Raw genomic sequence first — 17,785 nt, 5'->3', positions numbered from 1 at the left:
GCCGTGCCCGGGCGCCTCAGGCCCCGCGTCCCCTGAGGTTGAGGCCCCGGATCGTGGTCACGTCGCTCGGATTGATGAGGTCCGGCGCCGTGAAGCCCTCGAGGTCGTAGTCCGAGAGGATGTCGTCGACGAGCGCCTTGGCATCGTCGAGCTGTCCGTCGACACCGGCCACGTTGAGGATGTCGACGTAGGTCTTCTCGGGCTGGCCCCAGTAGTTGAGCTCGTACAGCTCGTGGCGGGCGGCGAACTCGCTGCCGATCGAATCCCAGAGCGCCTTCATGATCTTCGAGCGGTCCAGCGCCGTCTTGCCGTTCGAGCCACGAAGGTAGCGGTCGAGGTCGGATCGGATGCCGGGCACCTGGAAATCGATCGCGTTCGAGTTCAGGTAGATGAGTCCCGAGGCGATGATCGTCTCGACGATCTGCCGCATGCGGAAGTACATGCCCGGTGCCGTGGCGGCGTAGGTGAGTGCGTAGCGGCCGTCGGGAATGAGGATGCCGCCGGGGCCGACCTCCGCCCGCTCGATCATGCCGTCGCGCAGGCCCGAAACGAGGTTGCGGAACGCGAGGATCTCGCCGAGCTGCGCCTGGACGCCGCGGAAGCCGCCGGCGCCGGTGATCTCGAGCGCCTTGCTGACGAGCCCCGAGATGAAGTCGAGCTTCACCTCGAGACGGGTCGAAGCCTGGAACGCGGCGCGCTGCATCCAGCCGAGGGGGCCCTCGTTGAACTCCTGCACCTTCTGCGCGTCGTACGAGTCGCTCGGCGATCCCGAGCGCAACGAGAAGCTCATCCTGCCGACGGACACCGCCAGCCCGCACCTGCTCATCGCGGCCATGCTGCACGCCGCCCGCGACGGGATCCGGCGGGGGCTGACACCGTCCGCCGTCGGCGGCGCCCTTCCCCGCTCGCTCGGTGCCGCGCTCGACGCACTCGAGGCCGACGAGCTGTTCCGCGATGCATTCGGCGATGAGCTCGTGTCGGTGTACGCGGCGATCAAGCGCCGCGAGGTCGAGGCGTACGAGGCATCCGTCACCGACTGGGAATGGACCCTCTACCACTCGGCGGTGTGACCGCGGCCTGACCGACTCCCCCGCCGAACACCTACGGCGAGGCGCTACAGTGACGTCGTGACTGACTACCAGGTGTTGGAGATGGGCGGGCTCGACGAGTGGCGGGGGCACTACGGGGGTTTCCGCCCCGAGACCTCGCGCGAAGGGCGGAGGGTCGTCGACCACGACCTCGAGATGCAGTACATCGGCATGACCGCGAACGCCCTCGAACCGGGTGAGGATGCGGGCTACTGGCACGCGCACTCGCGCATCGAGGAGGCCTACGTGTTCCTCGCCGGGCGGGGCCAGATGGGACTCGACGATGCTGTGGTCGACGTCGGCCCGGGCACCGTGGTCCGCGTCGGCCAGGGCGTGTGGCGTACGTGGCGCTGCGTGCCCGACAGCCCCGAGCAGCTGCGCTGGCTGTGCATCCGCGCGGGCGGCCAGGAGCTGCCGCACCTCCCCGCCGACTCCCAACGCGACGCGGAGCGCCCGTCGCCCTGGTGAGTGCGACTCTCCACCCGACGGGGAAGTGAGAGGCCGCCGCGCGCGTACTCTCACTTCTGAATGAAAGGGAGAGTACGTCGCCGCCCACCGTCAGAGCTGCACGTACGTCGTCTTCAGCTCGGTGTACTTCTCGAGCGCGTGGCGTGACTTGTCGCGGCCGTTGCCCGACTGCTTGAAGCCGCCGAACGGGACCGTGAGGTCGCCCTCCTCGTAGCAATTCACCCAGACGGTGCCTGCCCGGAGGCGACGCGAGAGGCGGTGCACCTTCGAGACATCCGCGGTCCAGAGGCCGGCGGCGAGGCCGTAGTCGGAGTCGTTCGCGACCCGGACGGCTTCCTCCTCGTCCTTCACGCGCAGCACCGCGAGAACGGGGCCGAAGACCTCGTCCTGCGCGAGCGCCGAGCCGGGGGCGACATCCGTGAAGACCGTCGGCTCGAAGTAGCTGCCGCCCGAGAAACCGCCGTCGAGGCGCGCGACGTTGCCGCCCAGGGCCAGGATCGCGCCGTCGTCGGCAGCTCGCCGCACGTGCGAGCCGACCTCCTCGAGTCGCTGCGCGGACGCGAGCGGGCCCATCTCGGTGGCGGGGTCGAGCGGGTCGGCCGGGACGTACGCCGAGGCGCCACGCACGACACCCTCGATCACCTCGTCGGCGATCGCCTCGTGCACGATCAGCCGCGAGGGCGCGGTGCACATCTGACCGGAGTTGAAGAAGATGCCCCACGCGGCCGTCGAGATGGCCTGCTGCAGGTCGGGCGCGTCCGGAAGGATGATGTTCGGCGACTTCCCGCCGAGCTCGAGCCAGGTGCGCTTGAGGTTCGAACGCGCCGAGTACTCGAGGTAGGCGCGGCCCACATCGGTCGACCCGGTGAACGCGATCGCGTCCACGAACGGGTGTTCGCCGAGGTGGCGGCCGAGCACCGAGCCGCGGCCGGGCACGACATTGAGCACGCCCTCGGGCACGCCCGCCTCGAGCGCGAGCTCCGCCATCCTGATCGCCGAGAGTGGCGCCAGGTCGGCGGGCTTGTGCACGACGGTGCAACCCACGGCGAGCGCGGGAGCGATCTTCCAGCCGGCCAGCGTGAGCGGGAAGTTCCACGGCGTCACCACGCCGACGACGCCGACGGGCTCGCGTGTGACGAGCGCGAGCGCATCCTCGCCGACGTTCGAGATCTCGTCGAGCTCCTTGTCGGCGAGCTCGGCGTACCAGCGGTAGGTGTTGATGACCGCGCGCAGTTCGATGGTCCACGCCTGCGTGATGGGCTTGCCCATCTCGACGGCGAGCATCGCGGCGAGCTCGTCGCGGTGGGCCTCGATGAGGTCTACCCACCGCAGCATGATCTCCTTGCGCTCGCGAGGCGCCATGCGAGGCCAGGGTCCCTCGTCGAAGGCGCGTCGGGCAGCACGGACGGCCGCCTCGAGGTCGTCGACGGAGCCCCACGGCACGGATGCCGCGACCCTACCGTCCCGGGGTGAGACGAGATCACGCGTCTCGCCCGTCACAGGCGCCACGAGGCCGCCGTCGACGACGAGGCGCTCGGGCCATCGGAGTTCGCCGGCGAGCGCCGCCCAGTCGGCCGCGCTCCGTCCTGGCATCACGGCGGTCATGCCGGCACCCGCTCGCGAGCCGCGGCCGCGTCGACGAACGCGCGTATGAGTGAGAGCCCCTCGTGATCGAGGCGCTCCTCGGGGTGCCACTGCACGCCGAGGCAGAAGGAGCCGTCCGCCGCTTCGACGGCCTCGATTACGCCATCGGGCGCGCTCGCCGAGACGACGAGCCCGGAGCCGAGTTCGCCGACGCCCTGGTGGTGGTGCGAGGCGATTTCGAACGACGCGTCGCGCGTGAGGCGGCCGAGAAGCGAGCCGGGTTCGATCGACACGTGGTGCGAGGTGAACCTGCCTACCACATCACGGTGGGGGGTGAGGTCGACCCGGTCGCCGAGGTGTTGCTTGAGCGTGCCGCCGAATGCGACGTTCAGTACCTGCAAACCCCGGCATGCGCCGAAGACCGGCATGCCGCGCTCGCGTGCGCGGCGGGTGAGGGCGATCTCGAGCTCGTCGCGCACCCGTAGCGGCGGGTCGTTCGTCGGGTGCGCCTCGCTGCCGTACAGCGAAGCATCGAGGTCGCGACCGCCGGGCAGGAAGAGGCCGTCGATGAGATCGAGCAACCGCTCGGGCTCGGCGACGTGCACGTCGAGGCTGGGGATCAGCAACGGTGCACCCCCCGCCTCCTCGATCGCGGCGAGATACGTGTGCGGAAGGCCGTCGTTCGGGATCTCGACCCACGCGCCGCTGGTCACCGACTTTCGGTCGGCGACGAGCCCGATGACCGGGGTGGTCACGATTCCTCCAGCGGGTTGCCGTCGGTCCAGTCGGTGACGCCGAAGGTGAAGGCGAGCCAGACGGCGTCGCTGTCGTCGTCGGCGCCGTGCCAGTGCAGCTCGCCCTGAGGCGTCTCCACCGTGGTGCCGGGCTGCAGACCGCCGTGCACGCCGTCGGAGTTGCCGACCCGGCCCACCCCGCTCTGCAGCACGAGGATCTGGCCGCCGGGGTGCGAGTGCCAGTGCGTGACCGCGCCGTGCTCGCAGTGCACGCGGGCGACGTCGGGATCGGTCGGCACGCCGGCCTCGATGATCATCTCGAGTTGCACGGGGCCGGTGAAGCGACCGTTGTAGACGTATCCTTTGTCGCCCTCGGTGAGCACCTTCATGGTCGTTTCCCCTTCTCGGTTCAGGCAGCGTCGGTCTGCTCGACGTCGGGGCTGCCCGCCGCCGCCTCCGCGCGAACCGGGTTGCGGATGGCACCGACGCCCTCGACCTCGACCTCGACGACGTCGCCGGGCATCAGGTAACGCGGGGGCTTCCGCTCGTCGCCGACGCCGCCGGGGGTACCGGTGGCGATGAGGTCACCCGGTTCGAGGGTCACGCCGCGCGTGAGGTACTCGATGAGTTCGGGGATGTCGAAGATGAGCTGGCGGGTGTTGCCGTCCTGCATGATCTCGCCGGCGAGGGTGGTCTTCACGCCGAGCTCATCGCGGTTCGCCACCGAGTCGACGCTGGCGATGACGGGCCCGAGGGGTGTGAAGGTGTCGAAGCTCTTGCCGAGCGTGAACTGGCGCATCGGCGTCTCGAGTTGCGCGCGTCGGCCGCTGACGTCGTTGAGTGCCGTCAGTCCGCCCACGTACTCCCAGGCGTCCTCCTTGCTGACGCGGTACCCGCGCTTCGAGATGACGATGCCGAGCTCGCCCTCGTAGTCGGTGCGGGTCTCCTCGAAGGGGATGACGATCGGGTCGAACGGACCGGTCACCGACGACGGCAACTTCGCGAAGACGACCGGCACCTCGGGGCGCGCCAGGTTCGTCTCCTCGACGTGCGCCTGGTAGTTGAGCCCGATGGCGAGGATCTTGCCGGGCAGCACCGGTGCCAGCACGTGCACCTCGGCGACCGCGTGGCGCTCGCCGTCTGCCGCCTCGATGGCTGCCCACCCGGCGTCGTCGGGGATGAACCCCTCAGCGGGAGCGGCGCCGGCGGTGATGATCTCGTCGCCCTCGAGGCGACCCAGGTGACGCTTGCCGTCTGCGGTCTCGAAATGAACTGCCTTGGACACGAATGCCTCCACCGTCGGGCGAGCTCTCTCGGCTCGCGGTCTTTTCACTAGTATATCTGTAGTCGTAAAGAATACAAGCCGCGGCATCCGCAGTCCCACCCGCATTGCTGGAAGGATTGACCACCATGAACCATGTCGAAGCCCTCGCCGACAACGTGCGCCGCCTGCGCGAATCGCACGGCCTGTCGCTCTCGCAGCTGAGCGAGCGCAGTGGCGTCGCGAAGGCCACGCTCTTCAAGGTGGAGCGAGGCCGAACCAACCCCACGCTCGACACGCTCATCTCCATCGCCGAGACGTTCGACGTCTCCGTTCCCGTCCTGATCGCCGCTCCTCCACGGGCCGACGTCGAGGTCTTGCGTGACGGCGAGGGCGTCGACATCAGCGACGACGCGTCGATGGGCCGGGTGCTGCGCAGCCAGGTGATCGGCGCCGGCTCCCTCGAGATCCACGCGCAGACGTTCTACGACGGCAAGTCCGAGACGAGCGCGTCGCACGGCTCGGGCGCCCGCGAGCACGTGCTCGTGCGCAGCGGCTCCATCCGCGTCGGGCCGGTCGGCGAAGAGCAGCTCGTGCACGCCGGCGACTACGCCACGTATCCGGCCGACCGGGCGCACCGCTGGCAGGCCATCGACGGCGACGCCTCCATCTGGATCGTGCACACCTTCCCGCGCGCGGCGGCGTTCTCGGAGTAGCGCCGGGTACATCGCGCTACGCGGCTCGTGGCAGCGTCCGCGCCGCGAACCGCACCGCCTCCACGCGGGGAGGGATGAAGAGCACGAGTCGCTCGGCACCGAGACGCTCCAGTCGGTCGTAGTGGCTCGAACCCGCACGCCACTCGGCGTCGCTCGCGTCATCATCGGGACCGGTGTGCGCGATCACCCGCACCCGGCCCTCGCGCCCCTTCGCCGCACGCGCCTCCTGCGCGATGGCCACGAGCTCCTCGATCGGTGCAGACCCTGGCCCGAAGCCGTCCATGGCCGCGGCGATGCCGTCGGCGTGGCCACCGGCGAGCTTGGCCGCAAGGGGTCCGAACGCGCCGAAGAACAGCGGTGGCTTCGGATCGGGCTGCAGGAAGTGCTCGCCATCCCAGATGCGGTGCAGCTCGGCGATGTAGGCCCGCACCGCCGCCCGCCGCTCAACCGGTGGCTTGGGCGTGCGCCCGAAGGCCACCTGGTCGCGCGAGTAGATCTCGCCGTCATTGGTGCCGGCACCGAGTCCGATCCAGAGCCGACCGCTCGCGATCTCCTGCAGCGTCGCGGATGCCACGGCGGTCGTCCCCGCGTCGCGATTGGCCACGTTGAAGACCATGGATCCGATGCTGATGTGATCCGTCACGGCGGCGGCGGCGGTCATCAGCGTCCACGGGTCGTGGCTCCAGCCACCCGCCATCGACAGGTCCATGAGTTCGTCCGAGAACGAAACCCCGCCGAACCCGTGGTCCTCCACGGCTTTCACGGTGTCGAGTACGTCCGCCGTGCGCTCGTTCTCCACGCGGATGCTGAAGTTGATCTCCATCCGTCCATGAGACGGGGCGGCGGCATCCGTCGACAATGTGCGCGCGCGCCAGACTCGAGGCCGCCTGCTGTGCGACGTGCCCGCCCTCCCGTGTTGTCTCGCGAGCACGAGCCGAAGGGCATCGAGCGAGCGGATGCCGCAGCCACTTGTTCTCCACGCACAATCGCCGCGACCAGGGCTGTTCCTCGGTACCTCGCGCCGGCCTACATGATCTCGTTAGCGTGACGGCACGACCTCGCGATGCACCATCGCGTTCGAACGGGAGGCCTCCCTCATGACGACCACGACCCCGGCACAGCCGACTGCGAATGCCGCGATCACGCCGTCGTTGCCCGGCAGCCAGAAGTCGCAGTGGTGGCGTACCGTGCTCGGCGAGTACCCGACCGGCGTCACCCTCATCACCTCGCTCGATGAGGACGGCCGCCCGGTCGGCATGGTCGTGGGCACGTTCAGCGCCGTGTCCGAGGACCCCCCGATGATCAGCTTCATGCCGACGGCCCACTCGTTCACGGCGGCGAAGGTCATCGCGAACGGGCGATTCGTCGCGAACGTGCTCGGCTCCGGCCACGAGACCCTCTGCCGTGAATTCGCGCGCGGCGCCGAGGACCGCTTCGACCGCGGCGTCTTCGACACCACCGAGCACGGACTGCCCCGACTGCGCGACGCCGTCGCCTGGTTCGAAGGGTCCGTGCGAGACGTCGTGCCCGCGGGAGACCACCAGATCGTGCTCGCCGACGTCACCGCGCTCGGCGTCGGCGATGCAAGCTGCGGGCTTCCGCTCATCTTCCTCAAGGGCGGCTACGGCTCCTTCACGGTACCGTCGCTGCAGTTCGACCTGCACGAGTTCGGCGAGCAGCTCCGCCTCGTCGAGGCGATGACCCCCCTCATGGAGGAGTACGCGCGGGAGGCCGATGTCGAATGCATCCTCTCCACGGTCGTGCGCGATTCGGTCGTGGTCCTCGCGGCCGCGAACCTCCGCCCGAACCGGGGGTTGTCGAGCATGCTCGGCATGACCTTCCCGTTCGCTGCGCCGCTCTCCCCGGCGTTGGCCACGTGGGCGAGCGACGAGAAACTCAAGCTCTGGACCGAGAACGCTCGCCACCTGATCGGCCGGGTCGATCGTCCCGTGCTCGAAGGCATGCGGGCCCGGGTACGAGAACGCGGCTACGCCATTTCGCTCGGCAAGGCGATGGAGGAGGCGTTCGACGTCGTCGTCGTGAACCCCGAGACGAGCCGCGCCGAACTCGCCGCCCTCTGGACCCAGGTGCACGACGAGTACACCGCCCTCGCCGAGAGCGAGAACTGGCACGCCGAGGTCAGTTCGTTCCAGGTCCCCGTCTTCGACGTCGACGGCCACGCGGTCGTCGAACTCGTCGTGAGCGGATTCGGGCCGGGCGCGAGTACCGAGCGATTCGAGTCGATCACGCGTCGCGCGCTCGCGACCGCGGCCAGGCTCACCGAGTCGATCGGCGGGCGGATTCCCGAGGACTGACGATCGTCAGCCCCGCGGCATCCGCTCGGCTAGTCGTGCTTCTGCTTGCGCCACTTGATGCCGGCGGCGATGAACCCGTCGAGGTCGCCGTCGAACACCTGGCTCGGGTTGCCGACCTCGTACTCGGTGCGGAGGTCCTTCACCATCTGGTACGGCGCGAGCACGTATGAGCGCATCTGGTCGCCCCAGCTCGCGGTGATGTTGCCCGCGAGCTCCTTCTTCTGGGCGGCCTCCTGCTCCTTCTGCAGCAGGAGCAGTCGCGACTGCAGCACGCGCATGGCGGCGGCGCGGTTCTGGATCTGCGACTTCTCGTTCTGCATCGACACCACGATGCCCGTGGGCAGGTGGGTGAGGCGCACGGCGGAGTCGGTGGTGTTGACCGACTGGCCGCCGGGGCCCGACGAGCGGAACACGTCGACCCGGATGTCGGACTCGGGCACCTCGATGGCGCCGGCCTCCTCCATGAGCGGGATGACCTCGACGGCGGCGAAGCTCGTCTGCCGCTTGCCGGCCGCGCCGAACGGGCTCATGCGCACGAGCCGATGCGTGCCCGCCTCGACCGAGAGCGTGCCGAACGCGTAAGGCCCGTCGATCTCGAACGTGGCCGACTTGATGCCCGCTTCCTCGGCGTAGCTCGTGTCCATGACGGTGGCGCTGTGGCCGTGCTTCTCGGCCCAGCGCAGGTACATGCGCATGAGCATCTCGGCGAAGTCGGCGGCATCCACGCCACCGGCGCCGGCACGGATGGTGATGACGGCCGGGCGGTCGTCCCACTCGCCGTCGAGCAGGGTCTGCACCTCGAGGTCGCCGATGGTCTGCTGCAAGGCGGAGAGCTCGTTGCGGGCCTCGACGGCGGTCTCCTCGTCGTCGGCCTCCTGCGCCATCTCGATGAGCACCTCGAGGTCGTCGAGGCGAGACTCGATGCTGTTCACCCGGGCGAGCTCGGACTGGCGGTGGCTCAGCGCGCTCGTGACCTTCTGGGCGCGCTCGGTGTCGTCCCAGAGGTCGGGGGCGCCGGCCTCCTCGGAGAGCCGGGCGATCTCTGACTCGAGGCCATCGACGTCGACGACGGAACGGATGTCTCGAAAGGTGGATCGCAGCGCGGCGATCTCCTGCGTGAGGTCAAGATCCAACATGGCCTTCCCAGCCTAGTCGCGCGGAAGGGCGGTCGCTCACGGGTGTACCGTCGATTGGTGATGACCGACTCGACGCCCTCGTTCACGTGGCGCTCGATCATCCTCCCGGCCTACCTGCCGACGTTCATCTTCTCGTTCGGCGAGGGTGCGCTCATCCCGATCATCCCCGTGGTCGCCACCGACCGCGGCGCGTCGCTCGCCGTCGCGGGCCTCATCGCGTCGATGCTCATGGTCGGCGAGCTCGTCGGCGACCTCCCGGCGGGCTGGCTGGTCGCCCGCATCGGCGAGCGCAACGCCATGATCGGCGCGGCGATGCTCGCGGTCACGGGAGCCCTCATCGCCGTCGTCTCCCCCACCGCGCTCGCGCTCGGCATCGGCGTGTTCCTGCTCGGTCTCGCGACATCGGTCTTCGGCCTCGCGCGCCACGCGTTCCTCACCAGCTACGTGCCGGCACGCGTGCGGGCGCGGGCGCTGTCGACGCTTGGCGGGGTGTTCCGCGGCGGCTGGGCGGTCGGCCCGTTCGCGGCGGCCGCCATCATCGTCTGGTCGGGCTCACCCGAGCTCGTCGTGTGGGTGCTCGTCGCCGCCTGCTTCGCCGTGGTCGTGGTGTTGCTCCTCCTGCCCGACCCCGAGCGTACGTTCGGGGCGGCGCGCGTGGTGCGCTCATCCTCCGTCGGTCCGCTCACCGAGGGCGAGGCGGAGGCGGATGCCGCGTCGCACGGCGTGTTCCGAGCGATCGTGGCGCACCGGGCAGTGCTCGCGCGAGTCGGCACCGGGATCGGCTTCCTCGGCGCGGTACGTGCGAGTCGCACGGTGATCCTGCCGCTGTGGGCGGTTTCGATCGGCATGCCGGCCGACACCGCGTCGCTCATCATCGGCATTGCGGCCGCGATCGACTTCGGACTGTTCTACGTCAGCGGGCAGGTCATGGACCGGTTCGGGCGCCTCTGGGGCGCGATCCCCGGTCTCGTCGGACTCGCCGTCGGACACCTCGTGCTCGCCTTCACGCACGACATCGCCGAGCGCGACCTCTGGTTCACGATCGTCGCCGTGTTCTTCGGCATCGCCAACGGGCTCACGAGCGGCGTACTGCTGACGCTCGGCGCCGACCTCGCCCCGAAGGCCAACCCCGCCCCGTTCCTCAGCGCGTTCCGCACCATCGGCCACTCGGGCCAAGCGGTGGCGCCGCTGCTCATCTCGGCGATCACGTCGGTCGTCTCGATCATGGCGGCGAGCGCGACGATCGGCGTGCTGGGCTTCGCCGGCGCCGCGATCCTCTGGCGATACGTGCCGCGTTACCTTCCGCGCCGCCCGCGCGGAACGCACGACTGAGGGCTACCCAGCCGCGCTGCCCTTCGGATGCCTCCCCGTTGCAGGAGATCGCGCGATTCCCCGGCCGAGGTTGCGATTCTGGTCCTGCCAATCTCGCGTTCTCCTGCAAACGGGCGCGTGCGCGCTCGGGCGACGGCGCGGCCGCTCAGTCGAGCGCCGCGAGCGCCGCGAGCGCCGCCTCGGCGGCCTCCACGTCGTCGCGCGCCCGATCGACCGCGATCGCGGCCTTCGCTCGCACCCGCTCGGCCTCCCGCTCGTCACGTTCAGCTTCGGCGATCTCGGTGCGCAGCTCCTTCAATCGCGTCTCGAGATCGTGGCGCTCGTCGCGCAGCTCGTCGGCATTCCACTCCGCGGCGTGCAGCAGGTCCTGCGCCTCGGCGAGCGCCCGCCGCGCGGTCTCGGCGCGGTCGCGGGCTTCATCGACGTCGGCCTCGGCCTGCTTGCGCGCGGCTCGGTCGCGCTCGGCTTGCGCAGCGCGCTCGGCCTGCTCGCGCGCGGCGCGGCGCTCGTCGCCCGACTCCTTCGGCCCTCGGGTGCGCTTCGTCGGTCGCTCGGGCCGCTCGGGGCGCGCGGGTCGCGCAGCACCGGTCGCACGCCGTTTCGTCGGTGGTGCAGCGGATGCCTCGCCGGCTACGGCCCCATCGAGGTCGACGGGTTCGAAGCCGACGGCCTGCAGGCTCCGCACGAGCCGACCCGTTTCCAGCGCCTGCGATGCGGCCTCGTCGACGGTGGCGGCGATGAGGCTCTGCTCGACCTCGTCGAGTACCGCGCGCGAGGCTGATCGGTCCGCGGCATCCGCGAGCTCGATGGTCTGTTGCAGGAGGGCGGTGAGGAGCCGCCGACGCTCGCCGCCGATGCGGGTGAGCGCCTTGCCATCGCCCGACGCCTGTGCCTCACGCAGCTCCTCGCCGAGGTCACGGAGTTCGTCGAGCTCGTCGGGCTGTCGCCGCACGAGCTGGTTGAGCATCCAGGCGGCCGGCGAGGGCTTCTTCAGCGCGCCGATGCGGTCGGCCGAGTCCCGGTCGCCGGCAGCCTTGGCATCCTTCGCCCGGGCGTTGCGCGCCGCCGTGAAATCCTCGGGCACGAGGGCATAGAGCTCGTCGGCTGCGGCGGTGAGCGGGTCGGTCGCCATGGGCTCCATCATGGCGGGCGAGCGCGTCGGTCTCCAGTGACGCCGCGCCGCGGCATCCGGTGCCCGGCGAACTCACCCACAAGGCGAACGTGTACTTCGCCTACCAGATCGTGGAGGACGGATTCCCCACCGCGTACTGGGTCACCGGCTTCGCCGAGAACGTTCGCGCAGGACGGTTCGACCATACGTCCACATGCACCATCTCGCTCGGCAAGCCGGGCGACGGCGGTGTCACGGCCGCCTTCAGTCCGTACACGTGCAAGATGGTCGGCGAGAACCTCTCGGGACGCGGCGACTGGCAGGTGACCTTCAAGGTCGGCGTGCACGACTACACCAAGGTCGAGGGTCTCGAGGCGCAGGACCCCATCACGCGCGGTTGCACGGCCGCCGGCGCCCGGTGCGCCTATGTGATGACGTCGCGCCAGGGCTACGCGGGCGACCGCCAGCTCGTCGGCCGGCTGAACAATGGCGGCGATGAGACCGATGGCGAGATGCGGATCACCTGGATCGAGACGCGCAGCGACAAGAACTCGATCGACACGAGCGTCACGCGCGAGGGCGAGGGCGGCGTCAGTTTCCTCTGGGTGGAGACGTTCAAGGTGTCGTTCAAGATCGCCTATGGCCACGAATGGGCATTCGACAAGACCAGGAAGTGGGAGTACTCGACCTCGGTGCCGCCCCACACGACGGCGTACTTCTACCTCAGTCCCGTCAGCGTGTCGCCGCGCCGGGTGCGCTGGAAGCATCCGCACGTCGAGTAGATTCGCCTCGAGGGCGGTGGCCCGAGGCACCAGAGAGCGGAGTCACTGCGGATGAATCGATCGGACCCCGAGCGCCCCGCTTCGAGCGATACCGACGCGCTAGTGCACCGCATCGTGACGAACGAACTCGAGACGCTGCGTCAGGCGTTCGGCGAGGGAGCCGAATTCGCGGTCGCCGGATCGGAGACCTCGAAGGGGCGCGTGCTGCACCGCCTCGAGTGCGCCGTGCTCGAGCCGCAACTCGATCGGCACACCCGATGGGACGACCGTCACCGCACCCGGCTCGACGGCGACCCCGAGTTCCGGCTCCCACTGCCGTTGCTGCTGACCCGCGCGCAGGCGCAGGGCCTCGACGACGTACGCAGCTGCAAGGTCTGCTGGCCCAACGTGCACGGCACCGACCCGCGGCCCCTGCGACAGCTGCAGGCGAAGGGCCTGCGCCCGCATCACGTGGGCCACATGCTCTCGACCGGCGAGGGCGATTCGCTCGGCACGATCATTCGTTCGGCGCTGCAGACCGAGCCCACGCTCGACGGCCGGCCGCGCACCGAGATCGAGGTCGTCACGTCGTGGCGCACGATCAGTTATTCCCCCACCGAGCACGTCTACATCTGGGACCTGCCGACCGACGACGTCGCCATCGAGCGGAAGATCCGGCTGTTCCAGCTCCTCGGTTCGGGGCTGAGCCAGGTCAGCTGAACTTCCGGGCGGGCCCGCCCGGAAGGGCGCCCTCAGTGGAACACCGAACGCGCGGTGACGGTCACCTCGATCGGCACCGCGACGGGCACGAGTTCGGTGTCGATGGGCGCCCGCCAGACTGACCGGAGGGTCACGGTGGCACTGCGGCCGTCGTCGGATGCCGCGCGCACGAGTTCGACGTCGTCGAGGCCGGATGCCGCATCCCCGAGGTACGCGGACGCAGCGGCGCGCACCTCGGCGTCGTCGAGCTCGAACGCGAGCCGGTCGCCGTCGACGCGCACCGAGTCGAGCTGCCATGCCTCCGCCCCGGCGAGCGCCGCGCCGTCGGCGAGCGTGAAGAGGCGCTTGCGCTCGAGGTACAGCGTCGTCGCCGAGGCCACGACCAGGACGATGGAGAGACCGAGAACGCAGTAGAAGATCGTCAGCAGCAGCGTCGAACCGTCGTCGCCGGTGACGGCGCGGCGCGAGCGTACTGCGAGGCCGATCACGGTCGCACGCCCGCGAACCGCGAGACGGTCTGTGTTGCGCTCGCCTCGACCGGCACGCTTCCCACGGTCGAGAGCTCGAGCACGTCGGGAACGAGCGGCAGCTCGACGCGGGCGGCCACCGAGACGGTGACCCTCGCCCCGGGCTCGAGGCAGTCGGCGCGGTCGCATCCGACGGTGACGGATGCCGCCGCCGGGTCGATCCCGTAGTCGGCGAGCGTGACTCGAACCGCGCGATCCACCGCGGCATCCGATGCATCGTCGTCGGCCGCGATCACGGCGACGCGTGCCGCCTGCCGCGCGGCGCCCTCGACACCGAGCGCGCCCGCCTGCACGGCGGCGACGGCGAGCACCAGGTAGACGAGCGGCACCAGCAGGATCATGCCGACCGTGAGGAACTCGAGCGAGGCGGAGCCGTCTTCAGTCGAGAGTCTCCATCGCCGCATGGCCGGATACCTCCAATGCGCGCTCGGGACCGAGGAGCCCGACGATCGGGAGCGTCGCCCGGATGGTCACCTGGATCGCGGGAACGCCGCCAACCGAGGTCGACGAGGCGCTGACGCCGCCCGCGTAATCTGCGGAGATGGCGGCGGAGATGAGGTCTTGGGTGCGAGCGATCCCGGCTCCGGGCGACGACCCCGCGAGGGCCGCGTATCGCGCGCCCTCGGCCGCCGCGTCGAGGAGCGTGTTGCGCACGTGCAGCGCCAGCGCGAGTTGCACCACCGCGAGGGCGAGTACGGTGAGCAGCACGCCGACGAGGGTGAACTCGGCCACCGCCGATCCCCGCTCGTCTCGGAGTAGGTTCAGAACCCGAGCACGCGGCTGATCGCCTGATCGAAGACGCCGCTGAGCGCCGGCCCTGCCAGGCCCCAGATCACGATCACAAGTCCGGCCGTCATGAGCGTGATGAGCACCCATCCGGGCACGTCGCCGCGTTCCTCGCGCAGGCGCTCGATCATCGGCTTCGGCATGGTGATTCCTCTCGTCGGTGCACAGCGTGGTGCGTCGATGGTTCAGGCGGCGGGCGGTCATCAGAAGCCCGTCTGGAGCACGAGGTAGCCGGGGAACAGAGCGAACGCCACCGTCACCGGAAGGATCAGGAAGATGAGTGGCACGAGCATCGCGATCTCCTTGCGACCGGCCAGCTCGATGATCGTGCGTTTCGCCTCCTCGCGTGCGTCGCCGGCCTGTGCCCGCAGGACCGATGCGAGTGGCGCACCGCGTTCGAGTGCGCCGAGCACCTGGTCGAGGGCGCGGCCGAGCGCCGGGTGATCGAGGTCGTCTCGCAGGGTGGCGAGCGTGCTGCCGAGCGGTGCTCCGGCGCCGACCGAGGTGGTCACCCTGGCGAACTCGCCGGGCAGTTCCCCTGTGCCGGCCGTCGCGACGCGGCGAATGGCGTCGAGCATCCCCTCGCCGGCCGTGAGGCTGAGAGTGAGGAACTCGAGCACCGTCGGCAGTTCCGACGAGATCCGAGCCAGCCGACGCCGCGCGCGACGCTGCAGCATCCAGTCCCGGATGACGGCGCCGAGGGCGGCGAACACGAACGGGAAGGCGACCCGCACGATGGTCGGCATTCCGGTGAAGGTCGGCGCGAGGACCGCGAGCGCCGAGGCGATCGCGAATGCGGCCACCGCCCATGCCAGCTGCTCAGCCCGGAAGCGGTCGACGGTCGCCGAGGAGCCGGCCTGACGGAGGCGCTTGGCGATCATCTCGCTGCCGCCGAGCCACGCCGAGACGAACGATCGAAGCTGACGTGCGGCGGGCATGACGACGAGACCGAGCACGGGAGCGGGATCGCCCGAACGACGCCCGAGCAGCGCACGGGCTTCGGGCGAGAAGTCGGCGACGTACGGAGCGACCCGCTCGGTGAGCCGCGGGCGCCCGATGCGCGGCACGGCGGAGACGACGAGCCAGAGCCCCAGCCCGAGGATCACGCCGAGCGCCACACCAAGGGGCGCAACGGCACTCAGCGGAACCATCGACGCTCCTCGGGAAGTCGCCCGAGCGCGATCATCGTGCGATATGCGGTGAGAGTCACGGCGACGCCCACAACGATGAGCATGCTGCCCGCGGTGGAGTCGTACGCCTCGAGCGTTTCGGGGCGCGAGGCGAGAACGAGGAGGAGCAGCCAGGGGGCGGCGACGCCGAGCCGGGCCGCGTTCCGGATCCACGACTGGCGGGCCACGACCTCGGCGCGAAGGGCGGCGTCCTCGCGCAGGTAACCGGCGAGCCCCCGGAGCACTGCCGTGACGTCGCTGCCTCCGACTTCGCGCGCCATGCGCAAGGTCTCCAAGATCCGGTCGGCGGTCGGGTCGGCCAGCGCGGCCTTGAGCCGGTCGAGACAGAGCGCGAAGTTGCCGTTGCGGCGGAAATCGGACTCGAACGCGGCGAACGCGGTCCGCGTCGGCGCGGGACCGAGCTCAGCGAGGGCGGCAACGCTGTCGGGCAGCGACATGCCTGCCCGCACCGACGCGACCAGATGGTCGACCACGTCGGGCCACACAGCCCGGTTCGCGGTGCGGCGGCGTGCGGCGCGGGCCGTGACGAGCATCGGGACGAAACCGGCTGCGAGGAGGGAGGCGACGATCGTGAGCACGGGGATCTGGAAGACGGCGTGCGCGAGCGCACCCCCGAGCATCGCCAGCGTCACGCTCACGATGACGACGACCGGCAACGGCACTGTTCCGAGACCGGCAAGTGCGAGGGCGTCGCGGGCTGCGTCGAGCGTGCCGCCCGACCGCACGGAGCGCACACGGCGAGCCGGCCAGAACAGCGGCGAGAGCACGAGGAGGAGGCCGAGGCCGAGGGCAGTCCCGAGAACGAGGCTCATGCGACAGCCTGCGTCAGCACGATCTCGGGGTCGAGTCCGGCGACCTCGTACTTCTCCAGTCGCACCGGTCGGGCCCCGGTCGGCTCGAGGCCACCACGATGGCGGCGGAAGATCGGCTCCGCGATGACCGCGGCATCCGTCTCACCCGTCACCGCGGCGATCTCCATCACGCGACGAGCGCCGTCGCGGTCCATCCCGAGGTGCACCACCACGTCGATGCAGCTTGCGACCGTCGGCACGACGAATGACGCATCGATGTTGCGGCCGGCGAGGAGCGGCAGGGTGCACAGCTTCACGAGCGCGTCGCGCGCGGTGTTCGCGTGGATCGTGCACATGCCCGGCAGGCCGGAGTTCAGTGCGATAAGCAGGTCGAGGCTCTCGGCCTCGCGCACCTCCCCCACGACCAGGCGGTCGGGGCGCATCCGCAGCGCCTCCTTGATGAGGCGGCGGAGCGTGATCTCGCCCGTTCCCTCGAGACTCGGCTGACGGCACTGCATGGCCACGACGTCGCGCACGTCGAGATCGAGCTCGAACGTCTCCTCGACCGTCACCACGCGGTCGTCGAGGCGAGCCGATGACATCAGCGCGTTGAGCATGGTCGTCTTGCCGGTGTGTGTGGAGCCCGATACGAGGATGTTGGCGCCGGCGAGCACGCTCATGCGGAGGAACTCCGCCGCCTGCCGGGTCAGCGACCCGAGCTCGACGAGCTGGCCCAGGGTGCGGATGCTGCGATGGAACTTGCGGATGTTCACCGCCCAGTGCGACCGCGTGACATCGGGGATCGCGACGTGCAACCGTGACCCGTCGGGCAGCGAGGCGTCGACGAACGGCGACGAGAGGTCGACCCGGCGACCCGAATGCTGGAGCATCCGCTCGACGAGCTCGCGCACCTCGCGGTCGGAGAGCACCACCGTCGTCAACTCGGCGACGCCGTTTCGCGCGATGAAGACGCGCGTCGGCGCGTTGATCCAGATCTCCTCCACGCTCGGATCGTCGAAGAACGGCTGCAGCGGCCCGTACCCCGTGATCGCCGCCACGACGTCGCGCGCCGTGCCCGGCTCGTCGCCGAGCTGCGCGTGCGCACCGGCGAGCGCGCGCTCGCTGTAGCGACGCACCTCCTCGTCGGCGTAACGCGTGGCGAGTGCACCGTCGGCGATGAGGTCGACCCCGTCGCGAAGCACCCGCGTGCGCACCCGCTCGGCGATCGTGCGCACGGGGTCGGTCATGTCGACCATATTGGCGGC

Annotated in this window: 22 protein-coding genes; 7 read left to right on the top strand and 15 right to left on the bottom strand. The window is 70.1% G+C overall.

Annotation, left to right across the window (positions count from 1 at the left end):
* Window positions 1-16: 16 nt before the first annotated feature.
* On the bottom strand, window positions 17-736 hold the full coding sequence (locus tag AB0K73_RS13055) for a 4-hydroxyphenylacetate 3-hydroxylase C-terminal domain-containing protein (protein ID WP_360513229.1): 720 nt from the start codon (window positions 734-736) through the stop codon (window positions 17-19).
* Between AB0K73_RS13055 and AB0K73_RS13050 the strand changes: the two genes are divergently transcribed.
* Together AB0K73_RS13050 and AB0K73_RS13045 are read left to right on the top strand one after the other, a co-directional pair.
* Window positions 723-1,070 (top strand): hypothetical protein, encoded by a 348-nt coding sequence (locus AB0K73_RS13050; RefSeq protein WP_360513231.1) that lies wholly within the window; start codon window positions 723-725, stop codon window positions 1,068-1,070. The two genes, AB0K73_RS13055 and AB0K73_RS13050, sit on opposite strands and share 14 nt — an antisense overlap.
* A 57-nt stretch (window positions 1,071-1,127) precedes the next feature.
* Window positions 1,128-1,556: a cupin domain-containing protein gene (locus AB0K73_RS13045; protein WP_360513233.1), complete on the top strand. Its 429-nt coding sequence runs from the start codon at window positions 1,128-1,130 to the stop codon at window positions 1,554-1,556.
* A 90-nt stretch (window positions 1,557-1,646) separates the two neighbouring features.
* On the opposite strand, the gene AB0K73_RS13040 is transcribed toward AB0K73_RS13045, so the two are convergent.
* From AB0K73_RS13040 to AB0K73_RS13025, 4 genes are read right to left on the bottom strand one after another with little or no spacing between them, the layout of a single operon-like run.
* Entirely contained in the window at window positions 1,647-3,161 is a 1,515-nt protein-coding gene (locus AB0K73_RS13040) for an aldehyde dehydrogenase family protein (protein ID WP_360513235.1), read from the bottom strand.
* Window positions 3,158-3,895, bottom strand: coding sequence for a gamma-glutamyl-gamma-aminobutyrate hydrolase family protein (locus AB0K73_RS13035; RefSeq protein ID WP_360513237.1), 738 nt, complete (start codon window positions 3,893-3,895; stop codon window positions 3,158-3,160). The genes AB0K73_RS13040 and AB0K73_RS13035 overlap by 4 nt, the downstream gene beginning before the upstream one ends.
* Entirely contained in the window at window positions 3,892-4,263 is a 372-nt protein-coding gene (locus AB0K73_RS13030; protein WP_360513239.1) for a cupin domain-containing protein, read from the bottom strand. Before AB0K73_RS13030 ends, AB0K73_RS13035 begins: the two co-directional genes overlap by 4 nt.
* 20 nt (window positions 4,264-4,283) lie before the next feature.
* Window positions 4,284-5,159 carry a fumarylacetoacetate hydrolase family protein gene (locus tag AB0K73_RS13025; RefSeq protein WP_360513241.1) on the bottom strand — a complete coding sequence of 292 codons (876 nt, stop codon included), beginning with the start codon at window positions 5,157-5,159 and terminating at the stop codon, window positions 4,284-4,286.
* A 125-nt stretch (window positions 5,160-5,284) separates the two neighbouring features.
* Here AB0K73_RS13025 and AB0K73_RS13020 point away from each other — a divergent pair, with 125 nt between their 5' ends.
* Entirely contained in the window at window positions 5,285-5,851 is a 567-nt protein-coding gene (locus AB0K73_RS13020) for a helix-turn-helix domain-containing protein (protein ID WP_360513243.1), read from the top strand.
* 16 nt (window positions 5,852-5,867) lie between these two features.
* Here AB0K73_RS13020 and AB0K73_RS13015 read toward each other — a convergent pair whose 3' ends face one another.
* Window positions 5,868-6,674 carry an LLM class flavin-dependent oxidoreductase gene (locus AB0K73_RS13015; RefSeq protein ID WP_360513245.1) on the bottom strand — a complete coding sequence of 269 codons (807 nt, stop codon included), beginning with the start codon at window positions 6,672-6,674 and terminating at the stop codon, window positions 5,868-5,870.
* 274 nt (window positions 6,675-6,948) lie between these two features.
* Here AB0K73_RS13015 and AB0K73_RS13010 point away from each other — a divergent pair, with 274 nt between their 5' ends.
* Complete coding sequence (locus tag AB0K73_RS13010) at window positions 6,949-8,166, top strand: flavin reductase (RefSeq protein ID WP_360513247.1); 1,218 nt, start codon at window positions 6,949-6,951, stop codon at window positions 8,164-8,166.
* 29 nt (window positions 8,167-8,195) lie between these two features.
* Here the strand turns inward: AB0K73_RS13010 and prfB are convergent, their stop codons facing one another.
* On the bottom strand, window positions 8,196-9,302 hold the full coding sequence (prfB, locus tag AB0K73_RS13005; protein ID WP_360513249.1) for a peptide chain release factor 2: 1,107 nt from the start codon (window positions 9,300-9,302) through the stop codon (window positions 8,196-8,198).
* A gap of 60 nt (window positions 9,303-9,362) precedes the next feature.
* Here prfB and AB0K73_RS13000 point away from each other — a divergent pair, with 60 nt between their 5' ends.
* Window positions 9,363-10,634, top strand: coding sequence for an MFS transporter (locus AB0K73_RS13000; protein ID WP_360513251.1), 1,272 nt, complete (start codon window positions 9,363-9,365; stop codon window positions 10,632-10,634).
* Window positions 10,635-10,779: 145 nt separating this feature from the next.
* On the opposite strand, the gene AB0K73_RS12995 is transcribed toward AB0K73_RS13000, so the two are convergent.
* Window positions 10,780-11,766 (bottom strand): hypothetical protein, encoded by a 987-nt coding sequence (locus AB0K73_RS12995; protein ID WP_360513253.1) that lies wholly within the window; start codon window positions 11,764-11,766, stop codon window positions 10,780-10,782.
* A gap of 59 nt (window positions 11,767-11,825) precedes the next feature.
* On the opposite strand from AB0K73_RS12995, the gene AB0K73_RS12990 reads away from it, so the two are divergent.
* Window positions 11,826-12,527 carry a hypothetical protein gene (locus AB0K73_RS12990; RefSeq protein ID WP_360513255.1) on the top strand — a complete coding sequence of 234 codons (702 nt, stop codon included), beginning with the start codon at window positions 11,826-11,828 and terminating at the stop codon, window positions 12,525-12,527.
* A gap of 51 nt (window positions 12,528-12,578) precedes the next feature.
* Window positions 12,579-13,226, top strand: a complete 648-nt coding sequence (locus AB0K73_RS12985) for a hypothetical protein (protein ID WP_360513257.1) — start codon at window positions 12,579-12,581, stop codon at window positions 13,224-13,226.
* Between the two features lie 32 nt (window positions 13,227-13,258).
* Here the strand turns inward: AB0K73_RS12985 and AB0K73_RS12980 are convergent, their stop codons facing one another.
* From AB0K73_RS12980 to AB0K73_RS12950, 7 genes are read right to left on the bottom strand one after another with little or no spacing between them, the layout of a single operon-like run.
* The gene (locus tag AB0K73_RS12980) at window positions 13,259-13,714 is read right to left on the bottom strand and encodes a pilus assembly protein TadG-related protein (RefSeq protein WP_360513259.1); all 456 of its coding nucleotides are present in this window, start codon (window positions 13,712-13,714) and stop codon (window positions 13,259-13,261) included.
* On the bottom strand, window positions 13,711-14,157 hold the full coding sequence (locus AB0K73_RS12975) for a hypothetical protein (RefSeq protein WP_360513261.1): 447 nt from the start codon (window positions 14,155-14,157) through the stop codon (window positions 13,711-13,713). Before AB0K73_RS12975 ends, AB0K73_RS12980 begins: the two co-directional genes overlap by 4 nt.
* Window positions 14,132-14,485, bottom strand: a complete 354-nt coding sequence (locus AB0K73_RS12970; RefSeq protein WP_360513263.1) for a TadE/TadG family type IV pilus assembly protein — start codon at window positions 14,483-14,485, stop codon at window positions 14,132-14,134. The genes AB0K73_RS12975 and AB0K73_RS12970 overlap by 26 nt, the downstream gene beginning before the upstream one ends.
* Window positions 14,486-14,514: 29 nt before the next feature.
* Window positions 14,515-14,682, bottom strand: coding sequence for a hypothetical protein (locus AB0K73_RS12965; protein ID WP_360513265.1), 168 nt, complete (start codon window positions 14,680-14,682; stop codon window positions 14,515-14,517).
* A gap of 60 nt (window positions 14,683-14,742) precedes the next feature.
* Window positions 14,743-15,690, bottom strand: coding sequence for a type II secretion system F family protein (locus AB0K73_RS12960; RefSeq protein ID WP_360513267.1), 948 nt, complete (start codon window positions 15,688-15,690; stop codon window positions 14,743-14,745).
* On the bottom strand, window positions 15,678-16,541 hold the full coding sequence (locus AB0K73_RS12955) for a type II secretion system F family protein (RefSeq protein WP_360513269.1): 864 nt from the start codon (window positions 16,539-16,541) through the stop codon (window positions 15,678-15,680). The genes AB0K73_RS12960 and AB0K73_RS12955 overlap by 13 nt, the downstream gene beginning before the upstream one ends.
* Window positions 16,538-17,767, bottom strand: coding sequence for an ATPase, T2SS/T4P/T4SS family (locus AB0K73_RS12950; RefSeq protein WP_360513271.1), 1,230 nt, complete (start codon window positions 17,765-17,767; stop codon window positions 16,538-16,540). Before AB0K73_RS12950 ends, AB0K73_RS12955 begins: the two co-directional genes overlap by 4 nt.
* Window positions 17,768-17,785 lie beyond the last annotated feature (18 nt).

It is taken from the genome of Agromyces sp. NPDC052230, from assembly GCF_040679595.1.
Lineage (GTDB): Bacteria > Actinomycetota > Actinomycetes > Actinomycetales > Microbacteriaceae > Agromyces.
This window is presented reverse-complemented; position numbering and strand designations above follow the sequence as displayed.